Consider the following 20,105-nt stretch of genomic DNA (forward strand, 5'->3'; position numbering starts at 1 on the left):
AATAAGGTTAAATTGTTATGCCTGTCCTTTTAGAATACATGTAAAACACCTCATCCTTGAGGGTCAAATTGGAATGCCTGTCCATGTAAAACTATTTCGTCATGGCTTTATAGTGTTCGCCATACCCACATTCTTCAAAAATAAGCTTTAAACCATCTTTGAATATTTCGTGGTTGAATTCTTTGATATCAAATATATTTTGACCCAAAGAATGTGATTCTCTATTCATATAGCGATAGAATGTTTTGAACTTATCTGCAGATAAAGCTGGCTTTTGAAAAACATTATTAAAGTCTTTCTTTTGTACAAAGCTGAAGAAATACTCAACTATATTCCTCATGCAGTTAGCAACTAGTGCAGGAGGCGTAGAACTATCTTTTATCATTGCCCAGTATGTCTGATAGTCATTTTGTATTTCTTCATATTTCATACTTAAAATTGAACTGCCATCAGAATTCTTTATGATTCTATAAAGGTTTTGTGTTTCATCTCTTTTAGTCTTGTTCGTATGAGTTAACTCATAAAAAAAGTACAGACTGTGGGTTAAAACTACAACCTGCTCATATAAGGATGAGTTAAAAAATGTTTTTTTGATAAGTTGGCCGATATTAAAAATATAAAGGTGAGATAGACTTGAAATTGGATCATCTATCACAACTACCTTTTTATTTGGACTACTAGCTGCCGTTTTTTCCCCTTTACAAAGTTCAATAAAATATAAGAAACTAATTACAGTCTTTTCACCTTCGCTCAATGAATGGAAAACTTCTGAGTTCATATCAGATCGAGCAATCTTATATAAGTTATCTCCATGCTTAACAACAGAAAATCCAACAATTCCTATATCCAAAAGAGAGTTGTTGATATTCTCAATTGCTTCTTCAATATTGACTGTTTGCTTTCTTAAATTTGAAATACTTTGCTTACATGTGGCTATCTCTTTAATCTTAGTGTTTTGATCTAATATTATTTCTGACTCTTCTTTTTGGTTTACGGCACTCTCTGATTTATATGTTGAAATAGTTTGATCGTATTCCCAACGCATAAGCTCCCAAAAACGTTTTTTTATTTCATTTAAGGAAGATGCTTTGTTCAATAACTTACTATTATGCTTATCAATTAAAACATTTATCTGGCTTACAGTATCATTAAGTCGAGTGATTGTGCTATTACAACTTTTTAGGGTAATAGGTGTACTAGGACTTTTAAGCTTGCTTTCAATTTGAAGTGTATTTTCTCTATATATTGATTTTATCTCTTCAACAGCAAGCTCCCACTGTTTAGAAATTTGAGGGGTTGTTACGACCAGCTCGTCAATGTTGTCAAATACGAGTTCACCAGCTGCCGTTTTATAGCTTTCTTGCAACTTCTTTAATCCTTCAATATCATTTTCGTATGAAAGATCAAATACATCTTTTATCGAAGATAGTAAATCTTGCGTAATAGTTTTTTCTTGGCAGAATGGACATTCTTAGGCTGATCCAGAAACTTGAGCTGAAACATATTCAAGACCATTTTTAACCCAATCGATATTTCCTAGATTGTTAATAAACTCTGCTACACTACCTTCTTGACTTCCAACAATGATTTTACTGAATAAAGTGTTTAATTCTACCGCTGAACCTGTAAAGACAAACTCCCCTAATCTATTTAGACGATTTGCATTTTCTCCCTCAATAGAAGATACTTCAGCTTTCAACTTTTCTATAGTATCTTCAGGCTTGTTTTTAGATAACTCAATATTATTTATATGAGAGAATAGTTTTATTTTTAAGCCTTCAAGACAATATTCTAAAACCCTGTCTCCACCTGAATAGTTTGTTTTTATCTTCCAGACACTGGTGACTCCTCTTTCTTTTTCTTTGGCTAATCGTTTTTGTAAAACAGAAAGTTCCCCATCAATAGACTCTTTATCCTTTTCCAGTTTTCCTAGATTATTGGTCTCTTGTTGGATTTTTTGCAAAATACTCTTATTTTCTTTTGATAAGGTAAATATGCCTTTTAAGCTATCTTCTTCGTAGAAATAGTCATTTAAAAAATTTTGATTATAAACAAGAATATCACACTCAGAACTTTTACTAATGCTACAGTCTTTATATATACTAAGCTGAGGATTATATAAGTAATTTGAAATGGTGCTTTTTCCCGTCCCATTCAATCCATAAAGTAATGAAATTTTATTCTTTGGGGAAAATTTCGAAACATTTTTGTAACTTGCTACATTTTCTATATGAACGTTAGTAATCATATATATCCTTATACTTTAAATTCTATTTGAGTTTTAACGTAAGAGGTGTCGAGTAGTTTATAACAACCGATCATTAGTAATTTTTTGGTGCTAATAAGCGGTCAGCTATAATATTTTTTGTTACCAAATTAGAATGCCTGTCCATGTAAAATGAAAAACGTCATAAATCACGCAGTTTTTGATATTTCAGAGGCTTCACTATTTCGACCTTCTTTTCCAGCTTCCTCTTCTCCTACGCTAATTATATCTTGTAAAACCCCATCAAAATTGAGAGGTGGTTTATTCAGATGAATACCAACAAATGTACCTTCAAAAGGCAATTCACTATCAACTTTATTACCTTTTTCACATCTCAGCTTTCTTAGTCCACTTCCTACACAAAACCAACCAAAACTATTTCCCAGCTCAGATAAAACGTATAAACCAAATCCAGAGTTTTTATAAATATTTTCTCTCTCAGACATATTCTGAGTACGTGACACACCTGGCTTTATAGCATCAACAAGTGCATTCTTTTCTTTCAATTCATATGCTGTAGAAAGTGTTTTATGTATACCATTACCTTCATCGATTATCGCTATTTCTGACTGACCATTCACCCATCGCTGCCCACATATAAAACATGAGTCTGAACCAGAATGTTCCAAGGCGTTTCTAATTATTTCTCGAATTGAGTAGCTAAAACCTTTCTTAGCTTCGCCGTTGTCTTCACCAGCTAAAACATTAGCCAATCCGTCAGACAGAAATATGATTGCATCGATCAAATCTTCTCCTGTGTCTTCGATCTGTTTATCTAATTCTTCACGTCTTATTTCTCGAATAGGTAAATATCTAGTATTCCCTTTTGCAACACCTACGCACTTTCCAATATTTTTCATACCGATGAAATCAAAAAATCCAAGATGCATTAAATATGAGTGAACATTCTTTTTTTCTGAAATACCTGACTTAGTAGTATTTAAACCTAATTCACGTCGCCTACTCATCCATTGACGAAAGTAACTTCCCGCGACAAGCATTGCCATTGGCTTAGAGTAACTCAAAGGAGAAAAGTTAACGTTCACATTGTCTACATATTGGCATGCAGAAAGATCTGCTTGCAGCTTACCTAGAAAAGAAGGTAAAAATTGAGTTGGCAATTTAATTTCCATACTAAGTATTTCTCCAATACAACATTTTAATAAAAATACAACCTAAAATTTATTGAAACAATTAAATAATCATATCGTCTTAGCTATTAACTCAGCCTTCAACAATCCACCCTTCGTCAGCAACTTGGCACTGAACTTTGGATTTCTTTTTGACTTAAATGCATCCAAAATAAGCTTCAGTCCTTTCGCTTCTAACAAGGAAATATTCACTTCTGTATCCATCTCTGCCGATTCAATAAAGTCATCTGAAAAACTCGGTGCGATAATAAGCACTTGAGCTACGCGTTTACCGACTGTTTCAGCACGGTTCACATAGGCTTTAACTTGTCTTGAAGTGGCAGAATATTTAGCGAAATCACCGCTCTTACAGGTTTTGGCTTCCCCTATGATGATGTCGTCATCACTCAAAGATATGATGATGTCGGCTTTGTCTTTATTGGTGTTGATCTCTTTGCGTACATCCTCATCGATATTTAAATCTAGCAACTCAAAGATGGCCTTGGTGACTTCTTCAAATTTAATTCCGATGTCGGCTTCTGCTATATCTACACCTACATCGCGTAAAACACTTAGGTCACGTCTTGCTAGCGCATCATAATTATCAATGAGCTTATCGGTTGCGTTGGCGAAGCTTTCTAGAATGGCAAAGCGAGCATTGCCCTTCTTAGATAAGGACATGCTGTCACGGACGGTTTTGATCTCATCATTAGATAGCAGATATAGAATGTCGTAAGGAGTGATACTTAACGCTCTAAGCTTGTCGGTATCCACGATTTCGTTTTCTTCTAATTCAAACTGAGATTTAATGACTTGGATAATGGTAGGGAAATGATCTTCTAATGATTTAAGTAACTCTTTAAAGCCACTTGCGCTTAATGAATCAAACTCTTTTTCTGTCGCATTGATAAGTGATGAAATAATTAACTGTATTCGCTCATCAAGCGTTGTACCTAATTTGTCTGTATCTATCTCTAAATCAGCAATCAGTTGTTTAAGCCTTTCTTTGCGCTGATTCTGGTTATCTTCTGGTGAGTATATGTCTACTGCAAGAAGGTTTTGCGCATTAATACCAGAATGAATAATGGTATGAATTTTATCTGCCCTAGATACACCACGTGTTTTTCTTCCGTGTGCTCTAAGAACATTCGATAATTCAGCATCTGAAAAAGTGCGTAACAATCTCAATCTGTGTTTATCAGCTAGATCTTTACCCTGTATGTCATTCAAAAGAGCAACGATTTCATCAGGAATAAAGACTTCTTGTCGCTTCTTACTGATAAAGACAATACCCATGTCTCTTAAAACATTTAGAGCATCAAGAACGCCATCTTTAGGAATTACATCAACTAAGTGTTCAACAGCGGCACATTCATCTGTCGTTAAACCTAAGTGATGGCTAAGGACATTAAGAATGCCGCGCTCATCATCTGTTACTTTAGACTCTCTATTTACACGCTTATCATTAACATAAGCTTCGGTCATACATGCGTGATAGATATTTAACGCTTTTGATCTATCAGTGACATCACCTTCGTTATAGGAAGTAATTTCTTCATTTAGCTCTTTTGAAAGAGAGTCCAACTCAGCCCATTCTTTAACATAAAGGCTTTCAATCCAGCTTATACGTGCAACGCAATTACCATCACGACTTAAAATATTGACCAATAAACTAATTTGTGCCGAGTTCATTAATATTTGTTCTTTTACAGCATCTTTAAAAAACTTTTTAACAGCAAAAAATAGTTGTGTGACTTCACTACCAGAAGCGTTCTTAATTTGACCATCAATATTTTCAATCGATTTAGATATGCTTGTGTTGTTTTTTCCAACATCAATACAAAGCTTATCGAGGCAGGTTATAAATTTAGACTTTTCAACTTGATTAACACTAGAAAGAACTTGATTTAGCTTCATGCCTGATTCCTTGGTTAGTTTCGTATCCTGAGTCAGATATAAGTCAGGATAAATCTGAGAATTTTATATAAAATGCCTCAATAAACCTTAAACAAACTACTGAAAACGATTGATACGTCCAAGGTTAATAGCACTTAAGATTTTGAAGGGTTAAGAACCTATCCCTATGAGCAGTGATTTTTTTACAATTAAAACATCAAGTTAAACAACAAATTATTCACTCGATTAATGATCAATCGATTCTACTCAAGTATTCCAATTGCACAAACACATATTTTAAGCAGCGGTTACACAGCCATAAAACTGAACCTCGATCAGTTAAATCAATAAAATAATTCACTGGAAAGAGTTTTAAACCACTAGATTAGATTAACTAAACACTAATATAGAAGGGCTTAAATTAGCCTTTTGTTTAATATAAATTTCTCTAATGAAAGAGCTAAATATCAATTAAATTTTTGATAAAAGTCTCAAAAAGTGAACCCGTATTTAATATTTAGTAACAGCTATTTATTTATGCAACTAAAAAATAGTCTCAGGGTAATTAAAAATATAGAGGGCTGATTTTGGTTATTAGAAGCAATATTGCCTCTCTCACAGAGGAAAATAGGCAAAATACTTAAGGTTTGAATGGTGTTTGTTAAACAAATATTACAAAGGCATATCTGTAAAATGGATGATCTTGGGGTGTTAGTAGCTTGTTTTGTTGCTTTGATGGAGTGGAACACGTTGCTTTTGCAGTGACTCAAACAAATTTGCAGTGACTAAAGCAAAAAAATGCGCGTCTTATTTCTCATTAAAAGTAAGAATTAAGACACGCATTTTTCTAGGCTTTTCTTTTAGCCTTTAGATTGTGTATTTCTTAATTTGATCTCGCATTTCCATGGCTGAATCTGCGATGCTGGATGCTGCGACGGAGACTTGCTCTGCCCCTGCTACGTTTTCTGTTGCTTGGTCTGAAATATTGATCAGGCTGTTGTTTACTTCACTTAGAGCTGTCGCTTGCTCTTTTGTGTTTTTAGACACAGAGCTTGTTACCGATTGCACGCTTTCTACTTGGCCTGTGATCTTATCTAATACGATTTTAATCAGCTCTGATTGCTCGCTCGCCAGTAGTGCATTTTTCTGGCCGATATCTATGATGCTAAAGGCATTGGTTGAGTCTTCTTGTAGCTTGCTCACAACTTCGGCAATTTCATCTGTGGAGGCTCTGGTTCTATTCGCTAGGCCTCGAACCTCGTCTGCGACTACGGCAAAGCCTCGACCTTGCTCCCCTGCCCTTGCGGCTTCTATGGCGGCGTTAAGTGCAAGTAGATTAGTTTGTTCGGCTATGCCTCTAATCATGTCCACAAGGGATGAAATGCTGCCCACTCTCTCGTTAAGTGAGTTGATGGCTTTAGAAGACTCTTCCATGTCTTTTGCTGCTTGGTGGATAACATCAACGGCTTTGCTAACTGTCTCTTGCCCTTGTTGTGCGTTACTGACCACCTCTGATACCGAACTTGCATTACTTTCCATAGATTGGGCTATCTCAGAAACATTGATGCCCATTTGCTCGGCTGCGGTGGCGATTGTTTGCACCACTGATTTTTGCTCTATTAAGTTAACTTGGCTTTGCTTAATGGATACTGAGGTTTCATTCGTTGAGTTGGAAATATGCTGAGATGCAAGGTCAAAAGACTTTAAGTCGTCACTAAAGAGCCTTGTTAGCCTGTTAATACCTTTTGCTGCATCACCGAGTTCGTCAAAGCTCACGACATCTATCTCATGCGCCATGTTTCTGTCTTGAATCGCTATTTGTATCCCTTCGGCAATTTTTAAAGATTGTTTGCTTCTGGTTCGAATAATTAAGAATAACGCGATAGTTATCACAGATCCGATTATGAATATCAGCACTTCTACAATAAGGACGGTGACGGCATCTTGTTGAATACGCAGAGCAGTTTTATCAACCACTGATAATGCTTTTTCTTCGAGTTTCTTTAATTCATCAATTCTTTTAGTCGCATAGGAAAACCAAGTTTTAGAATCGGTTGTAAAGCCTGAATCATCTTTAGCGACTTCTTCACGCACTCTTAGCACGTCTTGATTGGCTGTTGATTGGCTGAATTGTGAGAAAATACTTAAGATGTCTTTTGGTGCGGCATCTAGGGCTTGTTCTAGGTTTAACTTTTGTTTGGTAATCAGCTCCGTGTGCTTGATTCTAAGGGCTGGGGTAAAATTGCCACTCGACAGTATATTCGCAAGTACTGCTCTTTCTATGCCTGCTGATTCTTTCGCAGAAGAAAAGTTATAGATGGCAAAAAGTTCTGATGAAATAACAGGGTCTGCACTCAGTTTTGAGGCATAGATAACACTATGCAAACCAAGCGTGTTGATGTTGGTATAAAAGCTAAGCGCTTTACCTAAAGGCAAAGTCAATGCATCGACTTGGTTTCGAATGCTGTTAATGTCTGCAAAAGCATTCTTGATGTTGCCTAGTTCTGCTTCCATCTCATTAGAAAGCGTCCAAGCTTCACTTTTCGTTAACAGGGTTTGATAGGCTTTATCAACCACTTGTCGTTGTTCTTTTAATTGAGGTCCAAACACCTTGCCTTTTGAACCAATAAAGCCCGCACTTGCTCCTCGTTCTTTTTGAACTTCGTGCACCACTTTAAGCACATCGTGAGACATGAAGGCATTGTATTCAGCGTCATAAGCGTCTTGCATCTTGTTATAAGAATGAAATACATCATAGAAAATGACACAACCTAGGAGAATACATGGCAAAAGAACAAGTATGCCAAGGTGAGGAGATAATGATCGAATTAAAAACTTCATAGGCTGTTTCACCCTTCATTTAATGAGATACCTTAATTAAAGAGGGGCGTAGACTAAGAATCGATAAGTATGTTGTTAATTCTTATTACATAACGTAGTTTTATGGAGCTTTTTTATGCGCTCTTGTAACTCGCCTGTAAATTTAGGCTTGGTTTTCTTAAAAATGCCGTTAGAAATTCCATAAATTCAGATATTTGAGTCCGGTAGGCTTTATGAACATAAGACCACTTCTAAAGCCTAATACATTGAATTACCGTTTTTAGTTTCGGCTGGAACACCCTGAATTGCATCCCAATGCTCTATGATTTTGCTATTATCATCAAACCGAAAGAAATCCATGGTAACGTATTCATCATTATCAGGCCAAGTTTGATGGGTATGAAGCGAGACTAGATCACCCTCTGCGATGACTCTGACAAACGCTATGCTTTTATCGGGATAGTCTCGTGACATCTCTTCAAAGTAGTCGATAAAAGCCTGTTTGCCGTCACCTACTAGTGGGTTATGTTGTATGTATTGATCCCCCACATAAAGCGCTACCGCTTTCTCTGGCTCACCAAGGTAAGCGGTTTTGTAAAAAGCAACGGCGTTCTTTTTATTTAACTCAAGATCATGCTTCATCACGCTCTCCGATTATTTATCTTTTAGTATTTTAAAGATTCAATTATATATTGAGCTCTCGCCTTAGATCTGTGACTTCTACTTTTAAGAAATTAGCCAGTACAGCGGCATCTAGTTGCATTTGTTGTAGGTCGTTATGGTTAAGAATATTGATACGTCGGCCATTTTTGGTCAGCAGGTTTAGCTCAAAACACTCATAGCTAGGTGCTTGCCCTCTTTCGATCATTTTATTAAGAATTTGCAGAGATACTATATGCTTTAGTTTTACGTCTCTGTCTTGGTTGTTATCAAATAGACCTGTGTCTTTATCAAACTTTGCACGCTTCATAAATGGCCTGATAAGTGCAACACCAAACATGCCGATCGCACTACCAAAAATGCCGATAAAGACGGTGAGGTCTAACTGGCTGGATTTCCAATAAATGACACCCGCTAACCCTAATAAAAAAAGACCTACCACGATATAAATGATACAGAAAATCATTGCGCCCATGGTGGGCCTTAAAAAAACAGTGTCTCCTTTAGCCATGACAGTATGGGAAAGGAATTTTGGTCCATCTTTGATCAGGTTGCGCTTTAAATCGATGTAAAAGTGCTTATCGTCATCCATTTTACTTCCTAGGTTGTTGTTACTACTTGTTTTTCATCGCCATCACATTTGTATTATCTATACTTATCTTACCGACTTGCAGAAATAAAAAAACCCGCCGAAGCGGGTTTTTTTATGATCTCATTCTATTATGAAAAAACGATGAATTATGCTTTTTCTGCAGAATTTGAATCAGTTGCTTTGTCGTCATAACGCTTGATTTCACCAGACTTAATACGTGCAATGAAAGAGTTAAGCTCTTTCTTAACAACAGGCATTAGGAAGTACAAACCAAGGATGTTGAAGATAGACATAGCAAAGATAGCTGCGTCAGAGAAGTCGATTACAGCACCAAACTGGATAGTTGCACCAACGACTACGAAGAAGCAGAAGATAATTTTGAAAGTCAGTTCAACTTTAGAACCTTCGCCAAACAAGTAAGTCCAAGCTTTTAGACCGTAGTAAGACCAAGAGATCATAGTTGAGAAAGCAAACAAGATTACTGCCACAGCTAGGAAGTATTTGAAAATACCCGCTGTTGCTGTGAACGATGCCGCTGTCAAGGTAACGCCTGTTAGGCCTTCACCGTTGAATGGCATTGTGTTTAGACCAGCAATAGTGATAACCAAAGCAGTCATAGTACAGATAATTACTGTATCGATGAATGGTTCTAGTAGAGATACTAGACCTTCAGTTACTGGCTCTTTTGTTTTAACCGCTGAGTGAGCGATCGCAGCAGAACCAACACCTGCTTCGTTAGAGAAGGTTGCACGTTTCAAACCTTGGATCAATGCACCAATGAAACCACCGGCTACACCAGCACCTGTGAAGGCACCTTCGAAGATAGCGCTAATAGCCGCACCGATTTGACCGAAGTTTGCAAGGATTACGATAACAGACATGCCTACATAAAGTAGTGCCATCCAAGGTACAACTTTTTCAGTTACTGATGCAATTGAAGGCATACCACCAACGATTACAGAGAAAACTAAAGCAGCTAGTACTAGACCTGTGATTACACCGTATTCACTTGGTACGTCGAAAGCGTAAGTTAACATGGCATGGGCTTGGTTAGCCTGGAACATGTTACCGCCACCGAAAGAACCTAGGATACACATAAGTGCGAAACCAATTGCTAGGAATTTACCTAGGCTTGGTAGTCCACGCTCTTCTAGACCACGGCTTAGGTAGTACATTGGACCACCAGAAACGACGCCAGAAGGCAGAACAGTACGGTATTTAACACCTAGCGTACACTCACAGAACTTAGATGCCATACCTAGAAGACCACAAAGGATCATCCAGAATGTTGCACCTGGTCCACCAATCGCTAAAGCAGCACCCACACCAGCAATGTTACCTAGACCCACTGTGCCAGATAGCGCAGTTGTTAGGGCCTGAAAGTGAGACACCTCACCGTCTTCTTTAGCATTCGGGTTAGAGAACTTGCCACGAACGATATCGATCGAAAGGCCAGCACGTCTGAACTGAATGAAACCAAAGTAAACTGTGAAAATTGTTGCTGCAAGCAACAACCAACCTACGATAATTGGAAAATTAGCTTCGCCAACTGGCACACTGTAGAAGATTAAACCAACGAACCAACCTGTGTAGTCGTTGAAGAAACCGTCAACCGAGCGACTTATCGAACCTACAAACTCCCCAAATGCGCTAGTTTCAGCCGCAAGTATGTTTGTACTAAATATCAGCATAAAGAGTGCAAATAATTGCTGTGTCTTTTTCATATTGGTTATCCCATTTTATTAAGCTCAGCAGGTTTTCGTTCTAAAACAGGATTCTCAAGGCTTAGTTAACAATATATTAGCAGCTAGGGCCGATGTTCTTACTCTTAGTACCTATCACTAGGTGTCGAGGTTGTTAGCGCTTATAAAAAAACGACAACGTCTATTCGGAGTAAAATCAATCAAAGAAAGAGGAGAAAGTGACTTGGCTATAAACAGAAAACTGTATAAAACTTAGACACTGATAATTATAAAGTTCAAAATTATTCGTTCAGCTATATATTAAAATCATTGTCAAAAAAGAAATTGAAATTTCACTTTAAACTAATAGAAAATATTATTTCACTGAACATATTTTAAGCAACACCCAATTACTTAAAAGATATAACCCTGAATTATAAAGTCTCTCTTCCTTAATACGTTTACATTATTAACTATAACTACTTAAGTTTTTATCACCCTGACCTGAGAGCCTTTATTTCTTTTAGTTTTCAGCCGAAATAAAACCATAAGAATATGATTTTTAACGACATTTTATTTATTGTAATTTTCAACAATGCTTTATGTTTTCTTCTTTTATAACTATTAGATAATGTTTTAAAGTTAAACTTTTTCAGTTTTTTAAACTACAAAAAAGCTATGAAAAAGTGATTATCAATCATTTTTCGCTTATAAACTTATCGTTCATATATAAAAGAACCCAAACCTATCTCAGCCAGAGCCATTTGGCAAATAAAATTGTTAACTTGGTTAAAAAGTATCACTTCATAACAAAAAAACTACTAAGCAAATGCTCAATATACTTTAAATAGATAGGCAACTTATGCTAACTATTACCCTCCAAATAAAGACATGATGAAGCGCTTTTTGGTTTAAGCCTTATAGTTTTTTGTAGAAAAAACGACATTGGCTTGTCATGATGCTGAAACTTGTTAACTAGTCATTAAACATGCTTAGGCAAATTAACCCAAGCATGTTTAAAAAAGGAACTTCCCCCTCTCCTTACTGATTGATGAATCTTTAGAAATAGCTATTTTTATCTCGTCAGGTGTATTCCTAATCGACTTTAAAGATTTCAACTGAGCGGTTAAGTGAGTCAACACTATGGGATAGATCCCCAGCCACTTGAGCATTGCTCTCAGAATTATCAAAAGTATTTTTAGCTAAGTCATTAATCTGTATAACAGTACTACTTATTTCCTCTGCTACTTGCGTTTGTTGATCCGCTGCCGTGGCTATCTGGGCGTTCATGTCATAAATAACAGCAACTGAATCACGGATAGCTGTCAAAGCATCATTTGCATCGGACGACTTAGACAGGGTCTGTTGTGCATTCTCACAACTTGCTTGCATAAGGCTCACTGAGTTGTTTACAGCCCCTTGAAGTCTCGCGATAAGCTCTTGTATCTGGCTGGTACTCTCTTGTGTCCTGCTTGCTAAGCTTCTTACTTCATCCGCAACAACTGCAAACCCTCGCCCTTGCTCACCGGCTCGCGCCGCTTCAATCGCTGCATTAAGTGCTAATAGGTTAGTTTGCTCTGCAATATCCCCTATTACATTCAAGATATTTCCTATCCCGGCAGCTTCATTTTCGAGTTTTTTAACGACTCTTTCTGACTCTTCTATCCCTTCAACTAAGGTCGCTATGCTTTCATTTACTTCGGTAACTGTTTGAATACCTTGACCAGAATATTTATGAGCTGAGTTAGTGGCATCAGAAGCTTCTAATGCACTTTTAGCGACTGCTTTAACCGTGTTTGTCATTTCATACATGGCACTGGATGTCGTTTCTAATTGCTGCATTTGAGTTTCTGAACTTTGCATCACATTAGAAGCTGAATTGAGAATTTTCTTCGAGGCTGTGTCTAATATCTGACTTGTGGAGTTGATATTAGAAACCGTATTTCTAAGGTTATGAGCCATAGTAAGTACAGCGGCATAAATGCCAGTCTCATTGCCATTACTAGCATTGAGATAGGTTAAATCCCCATTTGCAATTCTATTGACTATGCTTTCGATTTCTTTTGGTTCGCCGCCAATAGGCTTATACATAAGACGAATAATCAGGGTATAAGCAACACCTAAGGAGATTAGAATTAGGATGATCGAAATAATAATATTGGTAACTAGGTTATCATTTGATGCTGCGTTGATATTCTCCCACTCATCCCATGCCCAGGTCGTCCAACCCAACATAGCCATATGAGATGTCACCACAAAATAGTCTTTGTCTTCAATGGAATAGGTATGTTGATTACTTTGTGAGTTGCTAAAGGATGCATAGTCTGGAATGACTGTTTTAAGATTTTTGCCTAGTAAGTCAGTATTTTTTGCGGCAAAAATATAACCATCGGTATTGGTTACAAAGATCTGATTGTTATCCGTTAATCCTGCAATAAAATTAGTGAGGTTATCAATAGACAAGTTAGCGCTAACCACACCAACGACAGTGCCATTACGTACAATCGGAACGGCGGCTGCCATCACCGCATTACCTTCAGTACTCACATAAGGTTTGGTGAGAATCTTTTTATCGCCTGCAAAAGCCCTTAAAAACCACTCGCGCCCTTTTTCTTTGGCGTTAAAATTAGGAACTAAGCCATTACTTGATACAGAGTAAGTTAACCCATCAGGAGTCGCCATATAAGCATTAATGACATCAAGGTTGTTAGAAATGGAGCTCAGAGTCTTAACCGCTTTAATAATATCAAAAGGTTGTTTACCTCCTATATCAAGTTCATAAGAAATTACTTTTAAAACATCATAAGTGCGGTTCATACGTTGTTCTATTGCACTGGTAATTAAGAAAGATTCCGTTTCTAATTTTTTGTTATAGCCTTCTATAGATGCACCTTTAAAACTAAAAAAACTAGTGAGTGTAATGAAGCTAATTACAGCAACAAATAAGCCACCAATGCCATATAGAATTTTAGATTTCGCTGTCACTTTAAGTTCCTTTAATGTTTAAAAAATGAATCATTAGAAAAAATGAAACAGAGTGCCACTCTACAGAAAGAAAATGAATGATTTGTATATGAATTGTATAAACCTGTATCTTTTTGATATGTTTTTATACTTTTTTGCAACCAAGTATAATTGAATTAAAAAGCTAGGCATGATCTGCAAGATGAGTTTAGAACGCTGATTCAAACACAATTAGTTTGAGAGTAAGGGGATTTGTCTTTAAAGGAATGCTTAGTCTAGATATTTTTTGAGAATGTATTCAATTTCTCCATTTGATTTCAGCTTTTCAAGCTCTTGATCAACCCAATCAGCTAATACTTTCGAGCGAGCTTCGTCGGCGAGAGAGAAAACGATATAAAGCCATACTTTGTAGAAGCAGTCTTTAGACTCTAACTCGAATTGTACTGCCTTTTGCCCAAAAGAACCTGTCTTCTAAGATAGTGTTTATTTATTCATTTCTTTACTGTAACTAAAAAACTAATAGCACAAATGGTTAGACGCGCTGATAAGAGCTCATGGATCTGGACTTACTCTAGAATAACCAATTTTTGATGCTTAATTATAGTAAAGCATTCATAAATTAAAGAAGTAATAGACGCTAAAGGGAAGTTGAAAGGAAACTAAAAGCGAGTTGAAAAGAGAGCAGAGAGTGAAACGGATAGGAGTTTGCTTGTTTAACTCTGCTCTAAAGCATGTGTCAAAAAGATGTTTTAATCTGGTTAGGCAGTGCAGTTTTACTTAGAGAGAAGATTAGGACGATACGCTAACGACGTATTATTCACTACGTATAACCTTGCTTTCGCATCGTCTCTTTCCTTCAATACTGGTCTCCTGAGTTTCTCACAGCCCACTAGAAAACAGGGCTGGCTTTTGGGTTGAATCCATAAGGATTAGCATCATCGCTATCGAGCACAAGAAAGATTAGCAAAGCTATCGCGCCACAAACAGGCACCAGCCCAATAAGTAACCACCAAGCCGAGTGATTGGTGTCGTGCAGTCGTCTTACTAAAATACTCAGACTTGGTATTAATATGAACAAAGAAAATAAGATTGATAGGCCCATGAAGCCAATTGCCGCTTCAATCACCATCAGAGAGAGGTGAAACAGCAAGGCGATTAAGGTAAACATCCAATACTCTTTTCGTCTTGCTCGTCCTGAGAAGTCCGCATACTTTTTTAAAGCTAAGGTAAAATATTCCATCTATTGCATCCTTTGTGAGCCAAACAACAAACGCCTCCCCTAATCTAAGGGCTTTAGACACATGTTATAGGCTAAATATTACATCCATGTTTATGCTAATTTTTCAGCTTTCAAAATTAACGAAGCAGTAATATAAAGGAGTTTTAAGCTTTATGATAGAACTAGCCTTATCCTACTTTAAGTGGAGGAAAAGGGGGGTGCTGAATTAACACAAGATTCCACCTTTTGGGTTATAACCGTATTCATTGTCCTGATGACTATCTTGTACTAAGAAATATAAAAGTATCAGATGCCCCAAAACAGGGATGAAAATCAATAACAACCACCAGCCAGTTCGACTTGTATCATGTAGGCGCCTTACTAAGACACTGAGACTTGGTACTATCATGGCGAGAGTATAAAGCGCCGTAAAACCACCTGCAGTTGACACTGCATCTAAAGCGATGACAATGAGATAAAAAACAAAGTAGTAGAGATTAAAGTACCAGTACTCTCTACGTCTGGCACGACCGGTAAAGTCAGCATAATTAGTTAACGCATTAATAAAATATTCCATATGGCCACCCTTATTTCGATACCGTTTTGAAATAATTTTCTAATCATTAACTATATTTTAGCAGCTGAAATTTAACTGCATGTTTAATGTGGTTACTTTTGTCTAAAGCGTGTTACTCAATGTCCTTTTTTGTAATAAATACAGCGTATTAAGGCTAAAAGCTATCTCACTTTGCTCTATCTCTTTTGCTGTAGACGGCCATTTTTCACTAGACTAAGGTCAAGCGCTAATCGATTCTTGGTCCAGCCATGCACCTTATCATGGGCTTCTACATAAAGTATTTCGCCAGCACTCAACTTAGCAGCAGGAATATGAATCGCATTTAGAGATCGAGTAAAAGGCTGTTCATTAACGTGAGGGTGATAAAGCACTCTATCCCCTAGAACCTTGCCTTGGCTATCGACCAATCGCCAGTTATCTGCGTAATGATCCCAGCCTGTGTCATCATGTTTTAATGTCACACTTAAGGACCAAGTATTATTACCTTGATGTTTAAGGTCAGCAGCCAAAATGTTGACATCATTCGCGTAAAGGGAGGAAGCAAGGCTTAAACCCAGCAAGCCGAGCATGAGCTTTTTGACACTAAGCTTATTTTGATTAAATGCTAAATCGTTAGAACCTTTTACTCTTAGATAACGTTTCATGCTTGCTCCTTGCTTAGTTTTGATATGATGACATGCTATTTGGAAAATCAGAATTACTGAGGAAAACTTTCAAACTCTTTCACAGATTCTAACCCAGCTTGCCATTTGGCTTTACTACGACAAAAGATATGGCCATTTGGTTCCATTGCCAATTGCGTATCAAGTGAGCCTGCTGGTACAACTAGTAACGAATCATCAAATTGCAGGTTTGGTAGACCTGAACCACAGTCTTGGCAGAAGCTACGGACATGCCTTGTGTCTTTTAGCCTAAAGGTTTTCACCTTATCTTGCCCTTGCAACCAAGTTAGCTTGGCGGTGGTGCTAAACAGATTCGCACCATGAGCACTGCCGGTATCTTTCTTACAGTGGTCACAATGACATAAAAAGAAGTTTTCAAACGCCCCTTCCACCTGAAAATTCACTTGCTGACATAAGCAGCTTCCTTGATATATCTCGTTTGCCATGGTTATTTCCTTATTTTTAAAACTCATTAATTACGCTCATTTAAATAAAAAGAAATGAAAACAGAACGCTTTCATTATATTTTTGTTAATACTGTGAAGGGGTAATGCCATACCATTTACGAAAGGCGCGATTGAAGTGACTCTGATCGTAAAACCCAACATTGGCTGCTACTTGAGCCAGATTTTGATTCGGCAAACGCAATAATAGACAGGCTCTTTCCAAACGTAATTGAATAAGCCAATTATGAGGTGTGAGCCCCATGCTACTTTCAAAACGACGTAGGAATTGATAGCGGCTAAGATCACATAAAGCGGCTAGCTTTTCTAAGCTAATCTTATTTGCAAGATTTGCTTCAGCATACTCTCTTACTAACATAAGCTGAGTGATGGAGAGCCCTCCTTCAACCGCCTGCGGTGTGACGACCTTTAATGATTGAAATAAAGGATCGAACAATTTAAGCCAAGCTTCTTGTACGGGTAAAGCGTTTAAACCTTGGGGGTTTTGAACCCCTTGATAAAGCTGAATCAAGCGATTAGCCAAAGCAGTATCTTCTAACATGGCACCAGCAAAAAAAGGCGCGATATCATCTCCAACTAAGCCAAGCTCTTTACCACTAATTTCGTTCATGTATTCGGTTAATAATGAAGCGGAAATACGAAAAGTACACATGCTATATTCATTATCATCATAACCTGAGCCATCGTGAATTTCCCCGGGAGGCATGATAGAAATACGGCCAGGCCCTAATAAAACACTCTTTCCTTGAAAACGCTGCTTTTGCACACCTTGAGTTACCATCCCTATGTGGTAATCAAGGTGATAATGGGGCTTGAATTCAAACTCTGAAAAGGTGCCATCACTTAGTACTAGATCAGGGGTATCGACAACACGGTGATATTGTATTTGATCTCTCATCTTGCCCTCCCCTCGTCCTTTTCATTTTGTGGCTGAGTTATTACGGTTTAGAATTTATTTTATGGTTTGTCGTAAATCGTTTATGTTATGACAATACCAGAAACTTGTCTTTAATGAGCATTAAAACTCAGCTGTCGACTGGCCTCGATAAATGCATCCACTTCTTCTTGGGCAGTGGCAAAAGCCGTAACCAACCTAACTATCCCTTTACCCCATCTGTCATGGTAAAAACGAAAACCTTGTTCTTGTAGGCCTTGAATAACCACCTCTGGCATGCGGCAAAATATGATATTCGCTTGGGTTTTATCCATCAATTCCACTCCCTGAATATCACTTAAACCATGAGCTAATCGTGCTGCCATGGCATTGGCGTGTTTGGCATTATTTAACCATAAATCATCTTTTAGATAGGCATCCATTTGCGCTGACAAAAGACGCATTTTAGACGTTAAATGGCCACCACGTTTACGACGAAATGCCAATTCTTTGCTCAAACTTGTATCAAAAACAATAATTGCTTCTGCTGCTAGCACCCCATTTTTAGTCGCGCCGAAAGAGAGAATATCCACACCGGCTTGCCATGTCATTTGAGCGGGTGTGCAATCTAACGCTACAAGGGCGTTTGCAAAACGCGCCCCATCCATATGGTATTTAAGCCCATGATCACGACATATCCCCCCTATTTCTTGCACTTCTGCTAGGGAGTATAAACTGCCACTTTCTGTTGCTTGGGTGATACTTACGCAAGATGGCTGTACACTATGCACATCGCCTATTTTGTTTTGCGCGGCAATACGTAACGCTGCAGCAGAAATTTTGGCATTATCACCCGCTACTTCAACCAACTTAGCGCCTGATGTATAAAACTCTGGTGCGCCACATTCATCATTATTGATATGGCTATCCTTATGGCATAAAACAGCGCCCCAAGGCGGTGTAAGTGTCGCTAAGCTTAAACCGTTAGCCGCTGACCCTGTTGGCACTAGAAATACGTTAAGGTCACACTCAAATATATCGCGCAGCCTAGCTTCCATACTTTGAGTATATTCATCGGCGCCATAAGGCTGTGCCGCACCAACACTGGCAGCAACCAAGGCTTCTAATACTTGTGTTGAAGCGCCTGCAATATTGTCACTGGTAAAACCACCTTTTAATCCGGGTAGGTGTTCTAAATTTGGCTGATTGCTTGTTGTCATACTCAATACCTTAACTAAGTTATCAATACGTTTACTTATGATGTTTTAAGTATGCCTATAAGATTTTGTACATGATTGTAAAATATTGCAGTGATTGAGTTTTTTGCTCATCCATCCACTCACTCAGCATCAATCCGGCGTATCGTCGGTCAAGGGCTTTATTTTCGTTAAAACGCAGGTATTAACCGACGTGGCTGAGGGTCATAGTGGTCATTCATTCGATCACTATGAGACTTATCATGAAAAAAATAATAAAAGCAGGCCTCTTCGTTCTCGCATCAAGCACTAGTTTTGCGAGCCTTTGCGTTAATGCTGCCGAAATACGTATTGCTGTCGATGGTTCTTACGCCCCTTTTGCTCAGGTAAATGACAAAGGAGAGCTGTATGGATTTGATGTAGATATCGCCAAGGCCTTATGCCATCAAATGAAAGCCAAGTGTAAAATCCAAGCTCAAACTTGGGACGGTATGATTCCGGGCCTAAAAGTGGGTAAGTTTGATGCTGTCATTTCTTCCATGTCGATTACCCCAGAGCGCTCTAAGGTGGTGGATTTCAGCGAGCGTTATTACTCAAATGTATTGGCGTTTATTGGCCCTAAAGATAAACATATCGAGGTAACGGATGAAGGCCTTAAAGGCTTAACCATAGGTGCTTATCGATCTACTGTGTCTAGCCAATACCTTGAAGATCATTATGCAGATAAGGTTAGTATCAAATTATACGACACCCAAGATCTTGCTTATTTAGACTTAAAAGCAGATCGCATTGATTTACTCCTATCGGATAAATTCCCTGCTTATAACTGGTTAAGTCAATCCGCTTCTGACTCTGGCAAGCCTGTCGCAAATCAAGACTACGAGTTTAAAGGAGAGGATATCGATATTAATGACCAAATCGCTATCGCCTTGAAAAAAGGCTCTCCTCTTCGCCAAGACTTTAATCAGGCCATACAAGATATTCGTAACAATGGCACTTACCAGAACATCAACAATAAGTATTTTCCATTCAGCATTTATTAATGCCCTAGCCAAACACTCATAGCGACAGCAAGTAAAAGCAAAAGCAGAAGAAAAAGAGAG

At 37.8% G+C, this 20,105-nt stretch carries 14 protein-coding genes and 1 pseudogene; 1 reads left to right on the plus strand and 14 read right to left on the minus strand.

From position 1 onward, the window contains the following. Window positions 1-91: 91 nt before the first annotated feature. From OA91_RS24585 to OA91_RS11215, 14 genes and pseudogenes are all read right to left on the minus strand, one after another. A pseudogene (locus tag OA91_RS24585) lies at window positions 92-2,248 on the minus strand (AAA family ATPase). A 167-nt stretch (window positions 2,249-2,415) separates the two neighbouring features. Then, window positions 2,416-3,399 carry a hypothetical protein gene (locus OA91_RS11155; protein WP_082827899.1) on the minus strand — a complete coding sequence of 328 codons (984 nt, stop codon included), beginning with the start codon at window positions 3,397-3,399 and terminating at the stop codon, window positions 2,416-2,418. A gap of 69 nt (window positions 3,400-3,468) precedes the next feature. Beyond that, window positions 3,469-5,313, minus strand: coding sequence for a hypothetical protein (locus OA91_RS11160; RefSeq protein ID WP_063338292.1), 1,845 nt, complete (start codon window positions 5,311-5,313; stop codon window positions 3,469-3,471). Window positions 5,314-6,159: 846 nt separating this feature from the next. Continuing rightward, entirely contained in the window at window positions 6,160-8,133 is a 1,974-nt protein-coding gene (locus OA91_RS11165; RefSeq protein WP_063338293.1) for a methyl-accepting chemotaxis protein, read from the minus strand. Between the two features lie 237 nt (window positions 8,134-8,370). Then, on the minus strand, window positions 8,371-8,754 hold the full coding sequence (locus tag OA91_RS11170) for a nuclear transport factor 2 family protein (RefSeq protein WP_063338294.1): 384 nt from the start codon (window positions 8,752-8,754) through the stop codon (window positions 8,371-8,373). 43 nt (window positions 8,755-8,797) lie between these two features. Then, window positions 8,798-9,364 carry a hypothetical protein gene (locus tag OA91_RS11175; RefSeq protein ID WP_046019099.1) on the minus strand — a complete coding sequence of 189 codons (567 nt, stop codon included), beginning with the start codon at window positions 9,362-9,364 and terminating at the stop codon, window positions 8,798-8,800. Between the two features lie 146 nt (window positions 9,365-9,510). After that, window positions 9,511-11,088, minus strand: coding sequence for an alanine/glycine:cation symporter family protein (locus OA91_RS11180; RefSeq protein WP_063338295.1), 1,578 nt, complete (start codon window positions 11,086-11,088; stop codon window positions 9,511-9,513). Window positions 11,089-12,141: 1,053 nt separating this feature from the next. Further along, the gene (locus OA91_RS11185) at window positions 12,142-14,031 is read right to left on the minus strand and encodes a methyl-accepting chemotaxis protein (protein ID WP_063338296.1); all 1,890 of its coding nucleotides are present in this window, start codon (window positions 14,029-14,031) and stop codon (window positions 12,142-12,144) included. A gap of 868 nt (window positions 14,032-14,899) precedes the next feature. Next, a complete protein-coding gene (locus OA91_RS11190) occupies window positions 14,900-15,250 on the minus strand; it encodes a DUF805 domain-containing protein (RefSeq protein ID WP_063338297.1) in 351 nt (116 codons plus the stop codon). 205 nt (window positions 15,251-15,455) lie between these two features. Then, a complete protein-coding gene (locus tag OA91_RS11195; protein ID WP_046019104.1) occupies window positions 15,456-15,806 on the minus strand; it encodes a DUF805 domain-containing protein in 351 nt (116 codons plus the stop codon). 176 nt (window positions 15,807-15,982) lie between these two features. Beyond that, window positions 15,983-16,450 (minus strand): hypothetical protein, encoded by a 468-nt coding sequence (locus tag OA91_RS11200; RefSeq protein ID WP_231870356.1) that lies wholly within the window; start codon window positions 16,448-16,450, stop codon window positions 15,983-15,985. A gap of 53 nt (window positions 16,451-16,503) precedes the next feature. Further along, window positions 16,504-16,914 (minus strand): GFA family protein, encoded by a 411-nt coding sequence (locus OA91_RS11205; protein WP_063338298.1) that lies wholly within the window; start codon window positions 16,912-16,914, stop codon window positions 16,504-16,506. Between the two features lie 85 nt (window positions 16,915-16,999). Next, window positions 17,000-17,830 (minus strand): AraC family transcriptional regulator, encoded by an 831-nt coding sequence (locus OA91_RS11210; RefSeq protein ID WP_063338299.1) that lies wholly within the window; start codon window positions 17,828-17,830, stop codon window positions 17,000-17,002. 110 nt (window positions 17,831-17,940) lie between these two features. Then, window positions 17,941-19,026, minus strand: a complete 1,086-nt coding sequence (locus tag OA91_RS11215; protein ID WP_063338300.1) for a threonine aldolase family protein — start codon at window positions 19,024-19,026, stop codon at window positions 17,941-17,943. A gap of 239 nt (window positions 19,027-19,265) precedes the next feature. Here OA91_RS11215 and OA91_RS11220 point away from each other — a divergent pair, with 239 nt between their 5' ends. Then, the gene (locus OA91_RS11220) at window positions 19,266-20,045 is read left to right on the plus strand and encodes a transporter substrate-binding domain-containing protein (protein ID WP_063338301.1); all 780 of its coding nucleotides are present in this window, start codon (window positions 19,266-19,268) and stop codon (window positions 20,043-20,045) included. Window positions 20,046-20,105 lie beyond the last annotated feature (60 nt).

Source organism: Marinomonas sp. SBI8L, assembly GCF_001624705.1.
Lineage (GTDB): Bacteria > Pseudomonadota > Gammaproteobacteria > Pseudomonadales > Marinomonadaceae > Marinomonas.